This is a genomic window from Lewinella sp. LCG006 (assembly GCF_040784935.1).
Classification (GTDB): Bacteria; Bacteroidota; Bacteroidia; order Chitinophagales; family Saprospiraceae; genus Lewinella.
Map to the genome: position 1 here is coordinate 7,329,799 of NZ_CP160680.1, position 19,524 is coordinate 7,349,322.

The 19,524-nt window shown below is 45.0% G+C and carries 9 protein-coding genes; 4 read left to right on the forward strand and 5 right to left on the reverse strand.

Features of this window, described 5'->3' with window-relative positions; all coding sequences use genetic code 11:
* Positions 1-73: 73 nt before the first annotated feature.
* The 3 genes from AB0L18_RS26830 to AB0L18_RS26840 form a co-directional block, all read right to left on the reverse strand.
* Positions 74-7,873 carry a hypothetical protein gene (locus AB0L18_RS26830; protein WP_367390403.1) on the reverse strand — a complete coding sequence of 2,600 codons (7,800 nt, stop codon included), beginning with the start codon at positions 7,871-7,873 and terminating at the stop codon, positions 74-76.
* A 727-nt stretch (positions 7,874-8,600) separates the two neighbouring features.
* The gene (locus tag AB0L18_RS26835; protein WP_367390404.1) at positions 8,601-9,497 is read right to left on the reverse strand and encodes a hypothetical protein; all 897 of its coding nucleotides are present in this window, start codon (positions 9,495-9,497) and stop codon (positions 8,601-8,603) included.
* Between the two features lie 32 nt (positions 9,498-9,529).
* Positions 9,530-11,527: a M1 family metallopeptidase gene (locus AB0L18_RS26840; protein ID WP_367390405.1), complete on the reverse strand. Its 1,998-nt coding sequence runs from the start codon at positions 11,525-11,527 to the stop codon at positions 9,530-9,532.
* A gap of 139 nt (positions 11,528-11,666) precedes the next feature.
* On the opposite strand from AB0L18_RS26840, the gene AB0L18_RS26845 reads away from it, so the two are divergent.
* On the forward strand, positions 11,667-13,772 hold the full coding sequence (locus tag AB0L18_RS26845; protein WP_367390406.1) for a ComEA family DNA-binding protein: 2,106 nt from the start codon (positions 11,667-11,669) through the stop codon (positions 13,770-13,772).
* Positions 13,773-13,823: 51 nt separating this feature from the next.
* On the opposite strand, the gene AB0L18_RS26850 is transcribed toward AB0L18_RS26845, so the two are convergent.
* On the reverse strand, positions 13,824-15,017 hold the full coding sequence (locus tag AB0L18_RS26850; RefSeq protein ID WP_367390407.1) for a thioredoxin domain-containing protein: 1,194 nt from the start codon (positions 15,015-15,017) through the stop codon (positions 13,824-13,826).
* 832 nt (positions 15,018-15,849) lie between these two features.
* Here AB0L18_RS26850 and AB0L18_RS26855 point away from each other — a divergent pair.
* Positions 15,850-16,548, forward strand: a complete 699-nt coding sequence (locus AB0L18_RS26855) for a hypothetical protein (RefSeq protein ID WP_367390408.1) — start codon at positions 15,850-15,852, stop codon at positions 16,546-16,548.
* 3 nt (positions 16,549-16,551) lie between these two features.
* Here the strand turns inward: AB0L18_RS26855 and AB0L18_RS26860 are convergent, their stop codons facing one another.
* Positions 16,552-16,911 carry a hypothetical protein gene (locus AB0L18_RS26860; protein ID WP_367390409.1) on the reverse strand — a complete coding sequence of 120 codons (360 nt, stop codon included), beginning with the start codon at positions 16,909-16,911 and terminating at the stop codon, positions 16,552-16,554.
* A 56-nt stretch (positions 16,912-16,967) separates the two neighbouring features.
* Here AB0L18_RS26860 and AB0L18_RS26865 point away from each other — a divergent pair, with 56 nt between their 5' ends.
* Together AB0L18_RS26865 and AB0L18_RS26870 are read left to right on the forward strand one after the other, a co-directional pair.
* Complete coding sequence (locus AB0L18_RS26865) at positions 16,968-18,185, forward strand: RsmB/NOP family class I SAM-dependent RNA methyltransferase (protein WP_367390410.1); 1,218 nt, start codon at positions 16,968-16,970, stop codon at positions 18,183-18,185.
* Positions 18,186-18,842: 657 nt separating this feature from the next.
* Positions 18,843-19,427, forward strand: a complete 585-nt coding sequence (locus tag AB0L18_RS26870) for a hypothetical protein (protein WP_367390411.1) — start codon at positions 18,843-18,845, stop codon at positions 19,425-19,427.
* Positions 19,428-19,524: the final 97 nt, after the last annotated feature.

Consider the following 19,524-nt stretch of genomic DNA (forward strand, 5'->3'; position numbering starts at 1 on the left):
AGTAATTTTAATCAAATGACGTGATAATAAAGAGGAGGAAATCAGAGGAATCCAATTATTCTCTCAATCCTTTTTAGGGAGTTAATTCTTGTGCTAGCTGTTCAAGAATGATGAAGGTCTGTATCTTAAAGAAGTTAGCAGGATGCCCGTCGACATTATTGAAGATGGGATCCACATCATTTCTTTGTCCCGCATAAATGGTATCACCATCCAGATTAACATCGGTTAGATTATACCCTGGAAGGATGTAAGTTTGAATCTTGAAAAAGTTGCCAGGAGCACTGTCAATCTGGTTAAAGATCGGGTCCTTGTCATTCAACTGCCCCGCGAAAACTACGCGATCATCACTCAGTGTATTCCCTGACCAAAGGGCATATTGTCCATTGACAACTATCTGTTCTCGATTATCGAAACTTGGTTGATTATTCCACAAATCCAGATTCGTATCCATAAAGTTTACTTCGACACCTGAGGAAGTAAGCGTTATTGCATTGGCAGTCATCGTCCCTAAGTGATTGCGATGGCGGACTGCTACATGGTAGTCACCCGGCGTAGATTGTGTAAAGCATAAGCTACTTACTCCATCTACATCGACGACATCACCGTCTTTCTGTAAAAGACCGGCGCGCGTTTCTACCACCATAACCGGATTGCTGGACGAGCGAAGCTCGACAAATACCCAGTCAACGATGGAATTATCGCCTAAGTCCGCAAAGACTGTCCCGGGGTCAGCTACCGTTTCGCCTCCGCCGGCTCCTACGTGGGTAAACGCCGCCAACGCAGTGTAGGGCTCAGTGCTAGGGAGCATGCCGCGTGCACGCAGGTCGTCCCGCATCAAACCATCCGTAGAACCCAATAATGCACCATGTAGCTGAACTTTGACCTCTAGCTTAACTAAAGGAGGTGACAGTAAGGTTACCGTAGGATCATCCTCCAGTGGATCATTGTCATCTGACACATCAGTTACCGGATCTCCGTTAGGGTTCGAACTCGTAACCGTAGCCTGGTTCGTAACACTGCCTGCATCAATATCCGCTTGCGTCAGTACGTAGCTGGCGGTAAAGGTTGTGTTGTCACTTGCGCCTACGGCCAAAGTTGCTAAAGGACCTCCACTCACGGTAACCAGTGGGTCTGTAACTGTTACGTTCGTCAACGTAACATTGCCCAGGTTCGTTACCGTAAACATGTAGGTAATCGTCTCGCCTACTTGCGCAAAACCATCACCGCTCTCATCCTGGAACGTACCAACCTTGATAATCGCTATTTCGGGGTTCTGAGGCAGAGGAGTCACCGTAGGATCGTCCTCGAAATTGTCATTGTCATCAGATACATCCATGACTGGATTACCATTGATGTCCGTACCCATGACCAAAGCCTGATTCGTAACGCTGCCTGCATCAATATCTGCTTGCGTCAATATGTAGCTCGCCGTAAAGGTGGTGTTGTCACTTGCACCTCCAGCCAAAGTTGCCAAAGGTCCTCCACTCACCGTAACCAATGGATCTGTAACCGTTAGGTTTGTCAACGCTTCGCTGCCCAGGTTCGTTACGGTAAACGTGTAGGTAATCGTTTCGCCTACTTGCGCAAAACCATCACCGCTCTCATCCTGGAAGGTACCATTCTTGATGAGTGCTATATTTTCACACGAATCCGGAAGTCCATCCCCATCAGCATCAAGTGTATCTGGACCTTCACAACATTTATCGAGACAGTCAGGTGTACCATCACCATCGCTATCCGCTTGGACGTAAGCGTAATACACACTAATGGTTCCTCCAAGCACAGACACCGCTGCAAGGCTTGCATCAAAGGTGATTTGTACCTCATCGAAATCCAAGGTGGTAGCAAAGCTCAGGTAGGTAACTTCACTACCATTATTCAGTAAACTGACACTCACCAATGGGTTACTTGTCAAAACTGTTTCCTGAGGAGTACCTCCCAAGTAGGTAGTGAGAGAGATATTATCCAGCAGACCTATATCTAGTAAACTCGGCTCTATACCAATAGCATAACCAGCTAGACTCCCCCCCGCTACGACTGAAGTCGTAGCTACAGATAAGCTTACATCGCCCAAGGCCGCAGCTAACAAATCAATCGTTGTGGGCTGCGTCAGATCATCATCGATAAGGTTGGAGAGAGAATCAACGCTACACCCTACGCAAGCTACTCCGCTAAAACCACTTCTTTCGTAAACGATTCCTCCACAGTAGTCAGAGGACGTAGTAAGCGGAGTTCCACAAAGATCCCTAATGTCGGTGATCGTATTGGCATCAAGACAGGACGTAGGCTCCGTAAAAGCATAATAGATTCTCGCAGTCGTCAATAAATCTAACGAAGCAAGACCTCCCTGTATGATCAACTCCACCTCATCAAATGGCTGGGTGGTCACGAAAGCCAAACGCTGTTGCCCGTTCGCACCCAAGGCATCAAGGTTGAGTAAATTTGCACTTCCTATTCCTGCCTGTTCTGCTGGGACACCATTGTTGTAGGTCTGGATTGCGAAAACATCCAATAAATCCAGACTTAATAAACCACTAGGAAAATTCACCACAAAGCCCGTTCTCAATCCGGCAGGATATTCTTGGAGCGTATCTCTAACTGAAATCAAACGGGTATTGCCTCCTAATAGACTCAAACTGAGCAGACTACTTTCTTCCGTAAAATTACTCAGGTCTCCATCCACCACATTATCAGCATCAACATTGCCACAGTTGGAACAAGAACCATTATCATTGATGATCACGCCGGGGCCAACGATTGGGTCATTGCACTCAAGTGGCCCTTGCGAGGTGAAATACGCTATGGCTATTGTATCCGCACAAACACCGTTCGACAGCTCGAACAGGTAGATGCCTTCCATATCTAATCCGGTAATGACACCCGCAGCATCAATACTTGCAGCACTTGGATTGCCCATAACCGGCGACCAGGTTTCTCCGGCACCTGCTGGTGATAGGGTAAAGGTCGTAGCAGAAGTACACGCCGAGGCATCAACTCCTGCATTAACCATACAGTCGTTATCGCAGAAATCGGGGGTTCCATCACCATCGGCATCAAAATTATCGTCGCCACCCGCACATTGGTCAACACAATCGGGATAACTATCTCCATCGGTATCAGGACGCACAAAACCGTAATAGATGCGGTAGGTGGTGGCCAAGCTTAGCACGCTCGAAATCGTAATTCTTACTTGATCAAAAGCTTGGGTCGTAGGAAAACTAATCAGGTTAATATTTCCTGTCAATACCCCTACATTCGCTAATGAGCTATTAGCAACGAAGGTCTCCACCACACTACCATTGTCGTAGGTTTGGATCGTAATGCCACCCAGAACGTCCAGGGAAAGCAGACCGAGCAAGCCAACTTGCTCAATGGCAAAGCCAACCTCATAATTGGCAGGGATATCTTCACCGATGTCGATATCGAGATAATTAGATTCTGCTAATAGAAAAACATCTGACGCAAAGTCTGTTGTATTGGCATTCGTTGTATTTGAAAAGTTATCAAAACCATCTTCCAGACAAGAAACCACAAACAACTCGCAATTGGTGCTAGCAGAAGCCATCGGATAATTGGCCGTTGTAAGGGTCGTAGCACAATTATAGTCACATCCATCTACTTCTTCATAAGCGTAATAAACGCGCAACGCAGAGATCAGACTGAGGTTAGCGATGCCCGTCAGACGAAGTTCGACCTCATCAAAAGGCAGCGTCGTAAGAAAGTCCACTCTCCTCTTGCTTCCTGGTCCAGCAAGTAAAGCAAGGGAAATTGGCGAACCTTCGCCCCCAACCTGTGCTGTTTCTTGCAGTTGATTATTGAGGTAGGTACGAATTTCCAGATCATTCAACACATCTGCACCAATCAATCCACCCTCGGCGGAAACCACAAAACCGGTTCGCTGACCCGCTGGGTAAGTATTATTGACATCTTTTACCGATACCAAAGAAACAGCACCCACCCCGATAAGGTCAGTACCGTTGAATGCGATAAAATTGGTTAGATCTCCATCTACGATTACATCTGAATCACTGGAGCCGGATAGTGCACTCACCAGACTACCCGCAAGCTGATCTACTACAACCCCTTTGCCTACGATGGGATCGTTACAGCCCACAACTGGAGGTGATGGAGGTAATGACGTTACGGTTGGATCATCCTCCAACGGATCATTGTCATCTGAATCATCCGTTACCGGATCACCGTTAGGGTTTGTACTCATGACCGTAGCCTGATTCATAACACTACCAGCATCAATATCCGCTTGCGTCAATACGTAGTTCGCCGTGAACGTTGTATTGTCACTCGCACCTGCTGCCAACGTTACCAAAGGACCACCACTTACGGTGACCAGTGGGTCCGTAACCGTTACATTGGTCAACGTAACGTTACCCAAGTTCGTAACTGTAAATGTATAGGTAATCGTTTCACCTACTTGTGTAAAGCCATCGCCGCTCTCATCCTGGAACGTACCACTCTTGATCATCGCTATTGCAGGGTTCTGAGGTAAAGAAGTCACCGTGGCGTCGTCTTCGAGGTTATCGTCGTCATCGGAAAGATCTGTTACCGGATCACCGTTGATGTCCGTACCCATGACCGTAGCCTGGTTCGTAACACTGCCTGCATCAATGTCCGCTTGCGTCAGTACGTAGCTGGCTGTAAAGGTGGTGTTGTCACTTGCACCTCCAGCCAAAGTTGCCAAAGGTCCTCCAATCACGGTAACCAGTGGGTCTGTAACTGTTACATTGGTCAACGTGACATTGCCCAGGTTCGTCACCGTAAACACGTAGGTAATCGTCTCGCCTACTTGCGCAAAGCCATCGCCGCTCTCATCCTGGAAGGTACCAACCTTAATGATTGCTATTCCCGTGTTCTGAGGTAAAGAAGTCACCGTAGCGTCGTCTTCGAAATTACTGTCGTCATCGGACACATCCATGGCCGGATTGCCATTGATGTCCGTACCCATGACCAAAGCCTGATTCGTAACGCTGCCTGCATCAATATCTGCTTGCGTCAATATGTAGCTCGCCGTAAAGGTGGTATTGTCACTTGCACCTCCATCCAAAGTTGCCAAAGGACCTCCACTTACAGTAACGAGTGGATCTGTAACCGTTAGGTTTGTCAACGCTTCGCTGCCCAGGTTCGTCACTGTAAACGTGTAGGTAATCGTTTCGCCTACTTGCGCAAAGCCATCGCCACTCTCATCCTGGAATGTACCATTCTTGACAATCGCCAGATTTTCACACGAGTCTGGTAATCCATCCCCATCAGCATCAAGTGTATCCGGACCTTCACAACATTTATCGAGACAGTCAGGTGTACCATCACCATCGCTATCCGCTTGGACGTAAGCGTAATACACACTAATGGTTCCACCAAGCACAGACACCGCTGCAAGGCTTGCATCAAAGGTGATTTGTACCTCATCGAAATCCAAGGTGGTAGCAAAGCTCAGGTAGGTGATATCGCTGCCATTGTTAAGTAAACTAGCGCTTACCAAAGGATTGCTGGTTACAACAGTTTCCTGTGGTGTACCTCCCAGATAAGTTGTGAGAGAGATATTATCTAGCAGACCTACATCCAGTAAACTGGATGCTATGCCGATTGCAAAACCGGCTATGCTTCCTCCATCCACCACGGTAGTGGTCGCTACGGATAAGCTTACATCCCCCAAGGCCGCAGCTAACAAATCAATCGTTGTGGGCTGGGTCAAGTCATCATCGATAAGGTTGGAAAGAGAATCAACACTACATCCTACACAAGCGACACCGCTAAAGCCACTTCTTTCGTAAACGATTCCTCCACAATAATCAGAGGAAGCAGTAAGTGGAACTCCACAAAGTTCTGTGACATCTGTGATCGTATTGGCATCGGGACAGGAAGTAGGTTCGGTAAAAGCATAATAGATTCTCGCAGTCGTCAATAAATCTAATGAAGCAAGACCTCCCTGTATAATCAACTCCACCTCATCAAATGGCTGGGTGGTCACGAAAGACAAACGCTGTTGCCCGTTCGTACCCAAGGCATCAAGGTTGAGTAAATTTGCACTTCCTATTCCTGCCTGTTCTGCTGGGACACCATTGTTGTAGGTCTGGATTGCGAAAACATCCAATAAATCCAGACTTAATAAACCACTAGGAAAATTCACCACAAAGCCCGTTCTCAATCCGGCAGGATATTCTTGAAGCGTATCTCTAACTGAAATCAAACGGGTATTGCCTCCTAATAGACTCAAACTGAGCAGACTACTTTCTTCCGTAAAATTACTCAGGTCTCCATCAACCACATTATCGGCATCAACATTGCCACAGTTGGAACAAGAACCATTATCGTTGATGATCACGCCGGGGCCAACGATTGGGTCATTGCACTCAAGTGGCCCTTGGGATGTGAAATAAGCTATGGCTATTGTGTCAGCGCAGATTCCATTCGAAAGCTCAAACAAGTAAGTTCCTTCTGTATCTAATCCCGTAATAACTCCGGCAGCATCAATACTTGCAGCACTAGGATTTCCCATAACCGGCGACCAGGTTTCGCCGGCACCTGCTGGTGATAGGGTAAAGGTCGTAGCAGAAGTACACGCCGAGGCATCAATTCCTGCATTAACCATACAGTCGTTATCACAAAAATCGGGGGTTCCATCACCATCGGCATCAAAATTATCGTCACCTCCCGCACATTGATCAACACAATCAGGAAAACCATCGCCATCCATATCAGGACGGACAAAACCGTAATATATACGGTAGGTGGTGGCCAAGCTTAGCACGCTCGAAATCGTAATTCTTACCTGATCAAAAGCTTGGGTCGTAGGAAAACTGATCAGGTTGATATTTCCTGTTAACACACCTACATTTGCTAATGAGTTACTCGCAACAAAAGTCTCCACCACACTACCATTATCATAAGTCTGGATCGTAATACCTCCCAATACATCAAGAGACAATAAACCTAGTAAGCCAACTTGCTCAACGGCAAAGCCAACCTCATAATTGGCGGGGATATCTTCACCGATGTTGATATCGAGATAATTAGATTCTGCTAATAGAAAAACATCTGACGCAAAGTCTGTTGTATCCGCATTGGTAGTGTTAGAGAAGTTATTGAAACCCACCTCAACACAGCCTATTACAAAGAGCTCACAATTGGTGCTAGCGGAAGCCAGTGGATAATTAGCCGTGGTAAGGGCCGTAGCACAATTATAGTCACATCCATCTACCTCCTCATAAGCGTAATAAACGCGAAGCGCAGAAATCAGGCTGAGGTTAGCTATGCCCGTCAGTCGAAGCTCAACTTCATCAAAGGGCAGCGTCGTAAGAAAGTCCACTCTCCTCTTGCTTCCTGGTCCAGCAAGTAAAGCCAGAGAAATTGGCGAACCTCCGCCCCCAACCTGTGCTGTTTCTTGCAGTTGATTATTGAGGTAGGTACGAATTTCCAGATCATTCAACACATCTGCACCAATCAATCCACCTTCGGCGGAAACCACGAAACCGGTGCGCTGGCCCGCAGGGTAAGTATTATTGACATCTTTTACCGACACCAAAGAAACAGCACCCACCCCGATAAGATCAGTACCATTAAATGCAATAAAATTGGTTAGATCTCCATCTACGATTACCTCTGAATCACTGGAGCCGGATAGAGCACTCACCAGACTACCCGCAAGCTGATCTACTACAACTCCTTTCCCCACGATGGGATCGTTACAGCCTACAAGTGGAGGAGGTGGCATAATCAGACTAGAAGAAAAATTAGAAGTGGTTGGGTCTTCACTTGAAAAAAGTGCAGTAAAAGCAGGAGAAACCAGAAAAAAAAAGAGAATAAGATTAAATCTAACCAACAACAAAAGCCAAAGCTGTAATTGCCTAAGGTACATATTGTATTATTTTCATGTGATTAAAACACCCCTTTAAACCTAAACATAAGGGAGCTACTACGCTTTGCAACAAAGCGCACTAAAACTTAAACCTAACTGTAAATCAAAAAAAATAGAATTACTTTTCATCAGTGTACAAAACACCGATAAAACACGTAAACAACTAGACCTTATTCATCTACTTCAATACCTGGAAAGTCCATGTTTAGGCAAGGACAAAAAACAGTCCGTTAATGCATAAAAAAGCACTAACGACCAAGTATCGAAAAAACTCATAAAGAGTGATTTACGACAACCAAACTTGTTTTGAATCAGTGTATGTGTTGTTCGACTAAACGGTAGATAAACACTAGACGCAAGTACCTAAGTACTCTACTTGAAATATAAATATTTATTGAATAAGCACATTTGACACAAACCCAAAGTGCTTCCATTACAATAATTGAACGCTAACAAGAAGCTAGCAAGAAATGTGTTGTTCAATTAAGGGTTTCTTTAGAGATCAGTTCATAATGATCGTAATACTATTACAAATATATACTATATACACATGTGACGCAAGGGGTAAGGTAAAAAAATTAGATATTTAATTTTAAAACAAGACGCCACTCAACAACAGACAGTCTTAAATAAAAACGATGCACTTGTATTTTACACTCAAACAAATAAAAATGAAACTTTTCTCATAAATCGATATCAAAATATCGTTTTCCCTAAAAAACGCTGACTATCGCAACAACCCAACAATACTCCCCTGATTGACTATCTTTAGTCCATAACGGGCAAAGACAAACAGCTGAGATAATATAAAAGCACCAATGATGGTACTCAAAGAAGAGATTTCGAAAAGGCCTGTAAGGAAATAATTCACCGCAAACAGCAGCAATAAGATGCCAATATTAAGTAGATAAAGAGGATAAGCTTTTGGGAACCTGCGAATCAGAAACCGGCCAGCCTCTCCTATCGGTGACCAGATAAAACGATGATCATTTTTCACCAGATACACTTTAGCATAATCCTGCCACATCATAGGTACTGCTGCTACCAATACATAAAGCGGCACCAACCACCGCAAGGAGGAAGTAATGATACCTTCACTATCCAGCGCCTTCGGCGATAAGCCTTTTGTTACTTGCATATAGAGCAACCCAAAGATCACAAGCACCAGCAGATGCACCACCAGGAAGAAGAGAGAAAGGCGTAGCATTCTCCAAAAATACCGAGCACTACTGCTCCAAAACATAGGGCGCTGGTCTTGGCTAGGCTGTTCCCACAATACCTTTACTATTCCTCCGACAAAAAACACCAACAGCAGGTATTGCACTGCAAGTAAGAGTAAAGACTGGTTAAGCATCGGTGTAAAACCCGATCCATAATTCTGCATAAAGTCGTTGAGAAAAGTGTAGTCAAAGCCCTTTACCAAGTCTTTTATCATTAGTGATTTGCCAGCTTCGGCCGCCAGTAAACTCCGAACGGGGATTGCAGCTAGTAAAGCCAAAACCAAGGTTGTGGCCCAGAGCAGCAGGCTCATCCACCATTGCCTACAGGCAGCAGAGATGCCTTGTTTTAGCGCGGCAAATACACTTTGGGAAGAAGCGTTGCTGGCAGTGTCTAAATTTGTCAAAATAAGTTTAGTTTATCTTTCGCTGATACTGTTTACACCAACGTGGCCATACTCACCATGGTCGCCTGCAACCAGGTGAGTACGGCAGTAAAGTAACGTAAAATTCCGGTCTGCTCTGGTTCCAATGTCTTGCTATTGTTGATCAGGTTAATATCTAGCGGTACTTTTCCAGCCGGGTCAATTTCCACACTTATTATCTTGCGCGTACCAGTGTACGTCCACTCCATACTACGGCTCCGCCCATCCCATTGCTCTATTAATTCTTCTCCATCGTCAAAAACGATCTTCACTTCTTGGGGTACGACAAAAGCTTCATTGCGAAAAACAATAGCTTGTGCTTCGTACAGCACTTGGTCCTTATTCATTTCACTTATACAATCTTCGGTATTGTCGAAAAAGCCTACGGCAGCGGTTATTTCTTTGTTTACAATGTCGTGTACCTCGTAGTCACAAGCGGCTGTTCCGTAGATGAGTTGTTCTAAAAAATCGGCAATTTCCTGCTGCTTTTCCTCACCAAGCGTTTCTCCCACCACTATTAGTGCCTCCTCTACAAAAGCATGTCGACTAGGGTGTTTAAACTTCCATTGCTCAAAATAGCGCTGCATGATTTTTTGCATTACCAGCTCCCCTACCAATCCTTCCAAAGTGCGCAGCCCAACTGCTGCTTTTCCGTAGACAATCTGTGCGTAGCTCCCATGCTCGAAATGCCAACCAAAATCACTCAGGGGGTTTACCTTGATATTGTCGGCAGCAAGAAAACGACCACGCCGTAATTCCTCCGAGCCTACATTCATGGTCATATAGGGCCAGGAAAGTGTACCTTCTGGGTAATACTTGTCCAGAATTTTCGCTTCAAAATAAGAAGTAAACCCTTCATCCAACCAGGGTTCTTCCTGCTCGTTGGTCGCCAACATTTGCATAAAATACTGGTGAGTCAGCTCGTGAATCACCAAGGTCTCAGTGGTCTTTATGCCTGCGGGAAGACTGCAAAGCGTAGGTGCAGTGATCAGGGTGGGGTATTCCATTGCGCCGGAATTGAGCCCATAAAACGGTGGACTCACAATCGTCAGCGTTGGATAGGGATACGGAGCTAGATAATTTGCAAAAAAGTCTAAGGTATGTTTTGCAGCACCTAAAAAGCGATCCTGGTTGCACTGGTGCTCTGGCCTGATAAGTAAACTGATTTTTGTATCTCGCCACTGGTCCTCCACAACGACAAAACCAGGGTGCGCTGTCCAGGCAAAATCGATAACGTCTTCCGCCAAGTAATGGTGGATAGTGCGATCTTCTTCATCTTTTTTGTCCACCAAAAAACCACTCGCTCCTACTATATGGTCGCGGGGTACATTAAGTTTCACATCATACACTCCAAACTCTCCAAAGTATTCCGTCGCTGGATGGTATTGGTGGCAATTCCAATGACCTGCTTTCGCAAAACGCGTACCCGCAGGTTCGTATACACCAAGCTTAGGAAACCATTGCACCATGAAAAAGTAATCTTTGCTGTAACCCGTTCGGATCATCAAAGGGGGGATTTGTGATTCCCATTCCATTTCCAGGGTATAAGTACCATAAGGCATCACCGGTACCTCCAGTGTCAAATCGAGTACTGTATCATCATTGGTATTATCGTTATCTGGCTGTACGTAGCGCATTCTGCCGGTAAGGTCATTGCGTTGCTCATCCAACACCTTGGTCACTTCTATCCAGCTCCAAACACACTGATCTATCTCCTCTTGATCCTTGGTTCTTGGTATCCGGCCACTCTCCGTGAAGAAGTCTGTCTTATTGTTTTTCCATGCATTATAATACATGTGGAAACGCATATTTCGAATCGTATCTGACGAAGGATTTGTAAAAACCAGCGTTTGCTTTGCGTTGACTTTCTTTGCCTCTACATCCAGATACACCTCCATCTCATAACTAGCCGTACGAGGCGACAGCGGCGTAGCAAAAGACTGCGCCCAGGCCTGCCCTCCTGGCATCCAGCACCAAAGAATCCCCAAAATAAAAACACTTCTAATCATCATCACCATTTATCTAAGTACCTCTATTATAAAAAACCACTCTCTACTCTTAGCAAAAATAATAAATCCCACTAAGCCCAATAAAGTTTTTGTGTAGCCCCACTTGGCCTGTATCTTTGGTCATCATTAGTCCTCGTTTACTATGCTGCGTTTATTACTAACTCTTGCTGTGGGCCTGCTAGCCTTCTTTCTTTCTGCGCAAACCGACAGCTTACCGCCTGACCCTACGCCAGATCTGAGTGAGCAGCGCCTCGAAGACCTCCTCCAAGATGCCGAAGAAGAAAGTGATTTCGACCTTAATACTATCTTTGAAGACCTCGCTATCTACCGCGAAAATCCTATCAATCTCAACACTGCAAGTGAGGAAGACCTCAGAGACTTAGGCCTTCTAAGCGATGTCCAAATCAGTAACCTGCTCAACTACCGCGAACAGCTCGGCGGTTTCATCGCCATCTACGAACTCCAAGCCATCCCTGGCCTTGACCTCGAAACCATTCGGCGAATCCTCCCTTTTGTAGGATTGCGCAAAGAAGTAGATGACTTTCAAGCTTCCTTCAAAGAAATGTTTACGACCGGCGACAACGAGCTATACATGCGCTGGAACCGTATACTGGAACAACAGCGCGGCTTTACGCCCTTACCCGAACGTCCTGACAGCACCCCCTATCTTGGCGATCCCAACCAGCTTTATCTGCGCTATCGTCATACCTACAGCAACCGCTTAAGCTATGGCTTCACGGCTGAAAAGGATCGGGGCGAAGAATTTTTTCGTGGTAGCAACAAGAAAGGTTTTGATTATTACAGTGCTCACGTTTTCCTCAAAGACTACAACCGCACCGTCAAAGCAGTAGCGCTGGGTGATTACAGTGCCAATTTTGGCCAAGGGCTCATTCTTTTCACTGGCTTTGGCTACGGCAAGAGTACCCTCGTCACCAGTGTTCGCCGAGGAGGGCGCCCACTTCGGCAATACACCTCCGTCAATGAGGCCAACTTCCTCCGTGGTGCGGCAACCACGCTCAAGCTGAGTGATCAACTAGAATTTACTGCACTCATTTCACAAAGAAATAGAGATGGTAACCTACTGATTATCAATGACAGTATCGATATAGAACTACAAGGTTCTTTTACTGAATTTTCTTCCTTACAACTCAGCGGCCTCCATCGTACGGCCAGTGAAATTGAAGATCGCAATACCATTGGTTATTTCACCACTGGGGGATCTCTCAAGTGGCAAGCCAACAAAGGCCACGTAGCGTTCAACGGAATCCATCACCGTTTAGACAAGGCCCTCACGCTTGCTCCTAGAATCTACAATCGCTATTACTTCCAGGGAGATCAGCTCACTAATCTCAGTCTCGACTACAGCTATCGTTGGCGAAACCTTACTTTCTTTGGCGAAACTGCGGCCAGCGATAACAGTGCCATCGCTACGATCAATGGCCTGCTCACGACCCTTGACCAAAAAGTAAATCTGGCCATTGTTCACCGCGCCTATCCCCGCGATTTTCAAGCGCTACTCGGTAATCCTTTTGGTGAAACGACTGGTGGACGTAACGAAAATGGCCTTTATTTCGGTATCGAGGTATTCCCCAGCAAACACTGGATCATTAATGCTTATTATGATGCCTGGCAACATCCTTGGCTCCGTTCAACAGTCGATGCACCGTCCACTGGCCATGAATACCGCTTACGACTCACCTATTTCCTCAAACGCAAACTTGATGTTTACGTCGAATTACGTGATGAAACCAAAGAAGTCAATGTCAGGCTGCTAGATAACCAAATCGATGCCGTATTGCCGCAACGCCGCCTACAAATGCGCCTGCACTGCGCTTACCAGATCAACAAAGCACTGGAGTATCGTAGTCGCATCGACTGGGGCACCACCGATAATCCTGTCAACAACAAACAATCAGGCTTTGCTATTTACCAGGATCTCCTCTATAGCCCTATCGGCTTTCCCCTTAGCTTTACCAGTCGTATTGCCTTGTTTGATACGGATGGTTACCAGGTTCGATTTTACAACTACGAAAACGGCTTACTTTACAACTTCCGCATTCCTGCCTACTATAACCAGGGCAGTCGCTTTTACCTCAACCTCCGCTACAAAGGTATCCGCAACATGACCATTGAAGCCCGCTATGCGCGCCTCTTCTGGGCCAATTCCGCCACCATCGGTAGCGGACTCGAAAGCACCGGACAGCCTACCCGTACCGAACTCGCAGCGCAAATAAAAATAAAATTTTAGCGTAGGGGCTGGCTTAGCTGGACTTTCGGCAAAATGCTGAAAGTCCAGCTCTTACTTCTTTTCCAGAATTTTTTCCGTCTCCGAGTAATCCTGGCCAGTGGCTTTTGCCAGATCGATGGCTTTCAAAGCCGTTTCTTTGGCCATTTTCTTATTACCCGTCTTGTGGTAGAGCCAAGCCAGCGTATCCATGTTGGCGTATCCTGGATCCATCTCAACGGACATCTTAGCCCAGATGAGAGCCTGCTGGAGATGTTCTTTATTATCACTTGATTCAAAAATCGTCCAGGCGGCGGAGTTCAACTCCATGGCATTATCGCTTCCGTAGGTGCTGTAGTACTTTACGGCAGCGGGCACGTAGGCATCGTTGTCTCGCATCTGCTCGGCGTGGAGCATGGCGTAATGATCCATCAAGCGGGTAGCCATTCCACCGCCGTACTCCTGGTAGGTACTTGCGATGTCGGCTACTTCAGGAAGCTCGCCCAAATTGTTTTCCTCCATATAGTGCCCGATGATGGCTCGCTGCATGGTCATCACAAAGGTGCTGGCACCTGCTATTTCTATCGCCTTGTCGGAGTTTTCCACGAGATACGTCATACGCTTGCCACCGAGTTCTCCGGGGTTAGCAATGATAAGTTCCAGCGTCGCAGGATCTGACCAGTCTTCCTGCATATCCAAGTATTCATTGGAGACTTTACTCGCTTTTTCCTGTTCGTAAACACTGGTAAGCAGATCGCTATACTCGGCAAGGAATGCTACGCTGCGTTCGCCGTCGTCATAGCGTTTGTTCATTGCGCCAAGGTTGTTTTCGCCAATGGCGGCGTCGGCCAAGGCCAGAAATTCTTCCTGGGGGATGTAGCCAATACCTTTATGAACAATATCTCCGTTGCCATCAACAAACAAGTAGGTAGGGTAAACCATCACACTGTAGCGCTGTGCCATGGCTGGGCCTTCTCCTTTTTCCATATCAAACTTAGCGTTGATGAAGCGCTCATTGTAAACCTCCCCTACTTTGGCGTCGGGGAATACTTTCGCTGCCATCATTTTACAAGGACCGCACCAGGTCGTGTAGGCATCTATGAAAATAACTTTGTTTTCGTTTCGGGCTTGGGCCAATAGTGCCTCAAATGGTTTTTCTACGAAGTTCATACCTTCCGCGGCACCCTTAGGCACCGCCCTGGAGGTTTCGCTTTGGGCAAATACGCTCAGTGAGATGCAGCAGAGCAGAAGTAAAAATGAATATTTCATGGTGGTTGATGGTTGGTGGATAAAATTAAGGGTTTGGGTAATACCACCAGTAAACGACAGCGCTTTATAATAATTCTGTGGCTGTAGTTTTATTTATTAAGTGACGGAACTAAAAAAACTATGGCAGACGGGTGAAATTACCCCAACGTGTACAAGTCTACGTAATCTGATCAAGAAATGTATGCCTTTGCAATGAGGTGACCATAAAAAGAAGCGGCCCGCAAATGCGAGCCGCTTCTTCAAATTTTTTCCATCTGATACATCTTATAGAAGAATAAATCACTAGTTAGAGGGGAGTCGTACCAATGATTTATCTTCCTTTTATCTTTTACATCCGCAAAGCATGAGATAGTGATTTGCTGGGAGTTAAACTCCAAAAAAAGTTATAATTTGTTATTAGCAGGATGAAAGATAGTTGCTATTATTTCGGTCGATGTGTCAAAGGTACACTAATTACCAAGTGGTACCCTATTAATTCTTGGCAACTTAGAAAACGGTATAAAATCCACCCATTTTGGACACATTTCATCAGGGATCGGTAGCCTACTTATTGTGCAGCACACCGTCCAACTAGGAAACGGTAGTTTAACACAAGGGAATGGCATTTATAGGTCTAAGAACGTAGATAGCGGCACTACATTTTTTATAAAAAACCTGGTTTTATCGGACTAAACTAATGGAAGTTCAAGAATTAAGGGCTTAATGCTATTACAGCAAATACAGATTTTTACAACGGAGTAAGCGAAAATCCTACTAAAAATCAAAATGTTCTTAGCTAAAACATATTTTTGCAAACAAAAAGAGGTTATATTTGTAGAAATACCACGAAACGATGAAAAAACAAGCCGTTAATCGCAAGTATAATTTTCCTGATGCCGACTTATACGTTCAATGCCTTGAACGTATTCGGTATGCACAACGTGATATTGCTGAATTTACTAAATACGGCTATGACAAGCACCGCTTAAAAGGATTCATGGACCGGTGTGAAAAATTTCGACAGCTCCCTGATGATGATGAAGTACTAGGTGACCAAATGGTAACCACCGAAAAGAAAAATACGGCCTCGGAGAAACTTAAAGGAGCCATCCGCTCCGTTATGACCAGAGTAGGGATGAAATACAGCAACCGCTCCGGGCGATACCGCAAATTTGGCACCGCCAAACTAGGAGATATGACCGATGCTCAGCTCCTTTTTTGTGGCCGTCGGGTTGCCAGGGTTGCTCGCCAACAGTTGGATTTTTTGGCGGAGGTCGGCATGAATGAAAATGTGATTCAAAAAGTAGTAGATGCCTGTCGACAATTCGAAAACGCCCTCAATATCCAGCAAGATAAAGTAGCAGAAAGAGACATTGCCGTAGAACGACGCACCGAACAAGGAAATGTTCTTTATGATGAATTAGTGACCCTTTGTAATATTGGTAAAGATATTTGGGCCGAAACCGATCTGGCCAAGTATGAAAATTATACCATCTACGAGAGCAACAATGACCAAAAGATTGCCCGTAAGGAAAGGCTCGAAGATGCCTAAAGTTCACTTTAAAGGAACAAAAACAACATTGTAAAGAAATACTGTACTCCAACCTAAGGTTACTAAGTGCATCATCAATGCAGCTACTAGTAAGGAATCGGCTTTTTCTTGTTTGATGGCACGTATTCCTGACAAGCTCCCCAAGCCAGCAAAGAGCCAAATGCCTACCACTCCCAAAGAAAACAGGTAAGTTGTCGTTATTCCCTCGTAGGAATATTCGCCACCACGTGTCAACCAAATTTGGCCCATCATCACCACGCCAATCCCCAGGGAATACCACAAAAAACGAAAACACCGCTGACGATGCTCAGGTAATTCGGGTTCCAGATCATTCAAATCATCTAAGACATCGTTCTCTTCCATAGATAAAAAGTGAGCAGTATTAGGTACAAGCTACTAATTGATGGTATCTTTGCCTAATGGCGCAAGATAAAACTATTGCATTATTCCCTCCGCATTTGCGGGCTATTGCCGAAGCACTTTCGGCTATTTTTCAAGATGGCTTCTATGCTGATAAAGTCATTGAACGCACCCTCAAAGCCGACCCACGCCGAGGAGCTGGCGACCGGGCATTCATTGCTCAAAATATCTATGAAATCGTTCGATGGTACCGACTTTTGTACACGATACGAGGAAGCGAACCACGTACCGAAAACGACTGGTGGGAAATCATAGGTATCCGCTACATTATAGATGGCCATAAACTTCCAGATTGGAAAGAGTTTAAAAACCTGAGACCGGAGCTCATTCAGGAAAATTATCGAAAAGCCAAAGAACAACGTGCTGTTATTGAGTCTATTCCTGATTGGTTAGATGAATTAGGACAAAAAGAGTTGAAGGATCAATGGGCTCCTACCCTACATGCACTCAATCGCCCAGCGGAGGTTGTCCTTCGAGTCAATACACTTAAAGGTGACGCCAAAGGATTGATAGCCTCGTTGGAAAAGGAAGACATTCTCTGTAAAATGATTGACGACACTGCGGTGCTCGTCACCAAACGCAAATCGCTTTTTAAATCAGCAGCTTTCAGGGCTGGTCTTTTTGAAGTACAAGATTACAGTAGTCAACAGGTTGCTCCTTTTCTGGATCTTGCTCCAGGTATGCGGGTCATTGATGCCTGTGCGGGCGGAGGAGGAAAAACACTCCATGTAGCTAATCTTCTGGAGAATAAAGGTCAGATTATCGCCCTGGATTCCGAAAGCTGGAAATTAGATGAACTACGTAAACGCGCCCGCCGCAATGGTGTCCACATTGTAGATACCCGTCCTATTACCAGTAGCAAAGTGATTAAGCGCCTTAGTGAATCAGCTGATCGTTTATTGCTCGACGTCCCCTGCTCTGGTTTGGGGGTGCTGCGCCGCAATCCAGATGCAAAATGGAAAATAAGTACTGATTTCATCGAGCGCATCAAAACCGTACAGCAGGATATACTGCAATCCTATTCCCGTATGGTCAAAAAAGAAGGTAAACTGGTGTACGCCACTTGTAGTATACTTCCAAGTGAAAACCAGGAACAGGTACAAACCTTTCTGGCAAGTGAGCAAGGCCAGTCTTTTCAGTTAGAAGAACAACGCATCATTCTGCCACAAAATGAAGGCTACGATGGTTTCTTTATGGCCAGATTGAGTAAAAAATAGCTCTTCTCGCTATGTCGGCAGGCTGTCATTATTTTTAAATTTATTTTTTTCTGTAGGGGTTGGTATTTTTTTCTGTGTCTTTTTTAATGTACTGCATTATGAGAGAGCATAAAACGTTTACTCACTCAAAAGACGCTTTTACTCAGCATAACTTGTTTTACAGATATTTTTCCAATATTTTTTGGTTAAATGCAACGTTTTGGGAACGTTGAGCATATTGTAAATGTAATACCTCATTATTTCACCCTCAACGTAACCATTATGTTAAATTGCAGAATTTATATCTGAAAAAAACGTTAATTTTTACAAATGAGGGAGCACAATTGGGTTTCACCCCGTTATATTTGCGAAAGCAGTTACAACACCACCTAGATAAGCCTAAGGTATTATCTCTAACAACCTAAAACACCATTTTTTTTTGATTCTCTGGATACATTGAACAACAACGCGCTCTAAACCTACTTTCACTTTCTGTAAGTAGTCATTTGAGCATCTGGTTTTGGAATTCAAAATAGACTAGCGTCAACGTTAGTCCTTGGATATTTATTTAATTTTCAGTGAGTAACATCATTGAAAAAACAGGTTTTTATTACCCATTATCAATATTGATTTCAAATCCCTAACAAAAGTGAAATCAATAATAAAACCCCGAATATCATGCGTTACTTCAAATTACTTTCTGTTAGCCTTACCATTATCAGTTTTTGTTTCCTGACGATTTCTCCTCTTCAGGCACAAACTCGAAAAAAGATGCCTCATTGGGAAGTTCGAGCCGGCATTGGTTTACTTCCTACCTTTTTGAAAGATCACGCTAAAACCGAGTTGCAGCCAGTGTCATTGGAGGTACGCTACCGACCTGCCCAAAAATTCAGCTTAGGCTTGCTGGCAGGAAATTCTATCAGCCAGGCCATGCAAGAACACCATACTGGAGAAACGCGTATGGTACGCAACAATTTTAAAATGATTGCCCTGCGTAGTGCTATCCACTCTAATCCTTTCGAAAAACTCGAGCTTTATGGTGGATTGACAATAGCCTATACCAATAGTGATGTAGAATACACCTTACCAGGTGATGAAAAAGATAGCGAACCAAGCTTTTTTCCTACGCCCAAGGAAAGAGACGGACTTTTATTTTCCGCCTTCCTGGGCACTAGCTACCGGGTCTATAACAATGTTAACCTTTTTGGTGAATTGAGCTATGGCCTGTCGATAGCAACTGCTGGAGTAGCTGTGCGGTTTTAAGACAACCAAGCTGATACTTCCGTAATAAAGAACTGCCCCGAGCTTTCACTCGGGGCAGTCTCACATCACACTCGTGCTTAAACCGTATCACTTAAAT

Coding starts and splice junctions, on each gene's coding strand:
- AB0L18_RS26830 (WP_367390403.1), bottom strand. CDS start 7,873: ATGTACCTTAGGCAATTACAGCTTTGGCTTTTGTTGTTGGTTAGATTT.
- AB0L18_RS26840 (WP_367390405.1), bottom strand. CDS start 11,527: ATGATGATTAGAAGTGTTTTTATTTTGGGGATTCTTTGGTGCTGGATG.
- AB0L18_RS26845 (WP_367390406.1), top strand. CDS start 11,667: ATGCTGCGTTTATTACTAACTCTTGCTGTGGGCCTGCTAGCCTTCTTT.
- AB0L18_RS26850 (WP_367390407.1), bottom strand. CDS start 15,017: ATGAAATATTCATTTTTACTTCTGCTCTGCTGCATCTCACTGAGCGTA.
- AB0L18_RS26855 (WP_367390408.1), top strand. CDS start 15,850: ATGAAAAAACAAGCCGTTAATCGCAAGTATAATTTTCCTGATGCCGAC.
- AB0L18_RS26860 (WP_367390409.1), bottom strand. CDS start 16,911: ATGGAAGAGAACGATGTCTTAGATGATTTGAATGATCTGGAACCCGAA.
- AB0L18_RS26865 (WP_367390410.1), top strand. CDS start 16,968: ATGGCGCAAGATAAAACTATTGCATTATTCCCTCCGCATTTGCGGGCT.
- AB0L18_RS26870 (WP_367390411.1), top strand. CDS start 18,843: ATGCGTTACTTCAAATTACTTTCTGTTAGCCTTACCATTATCAGTTTT.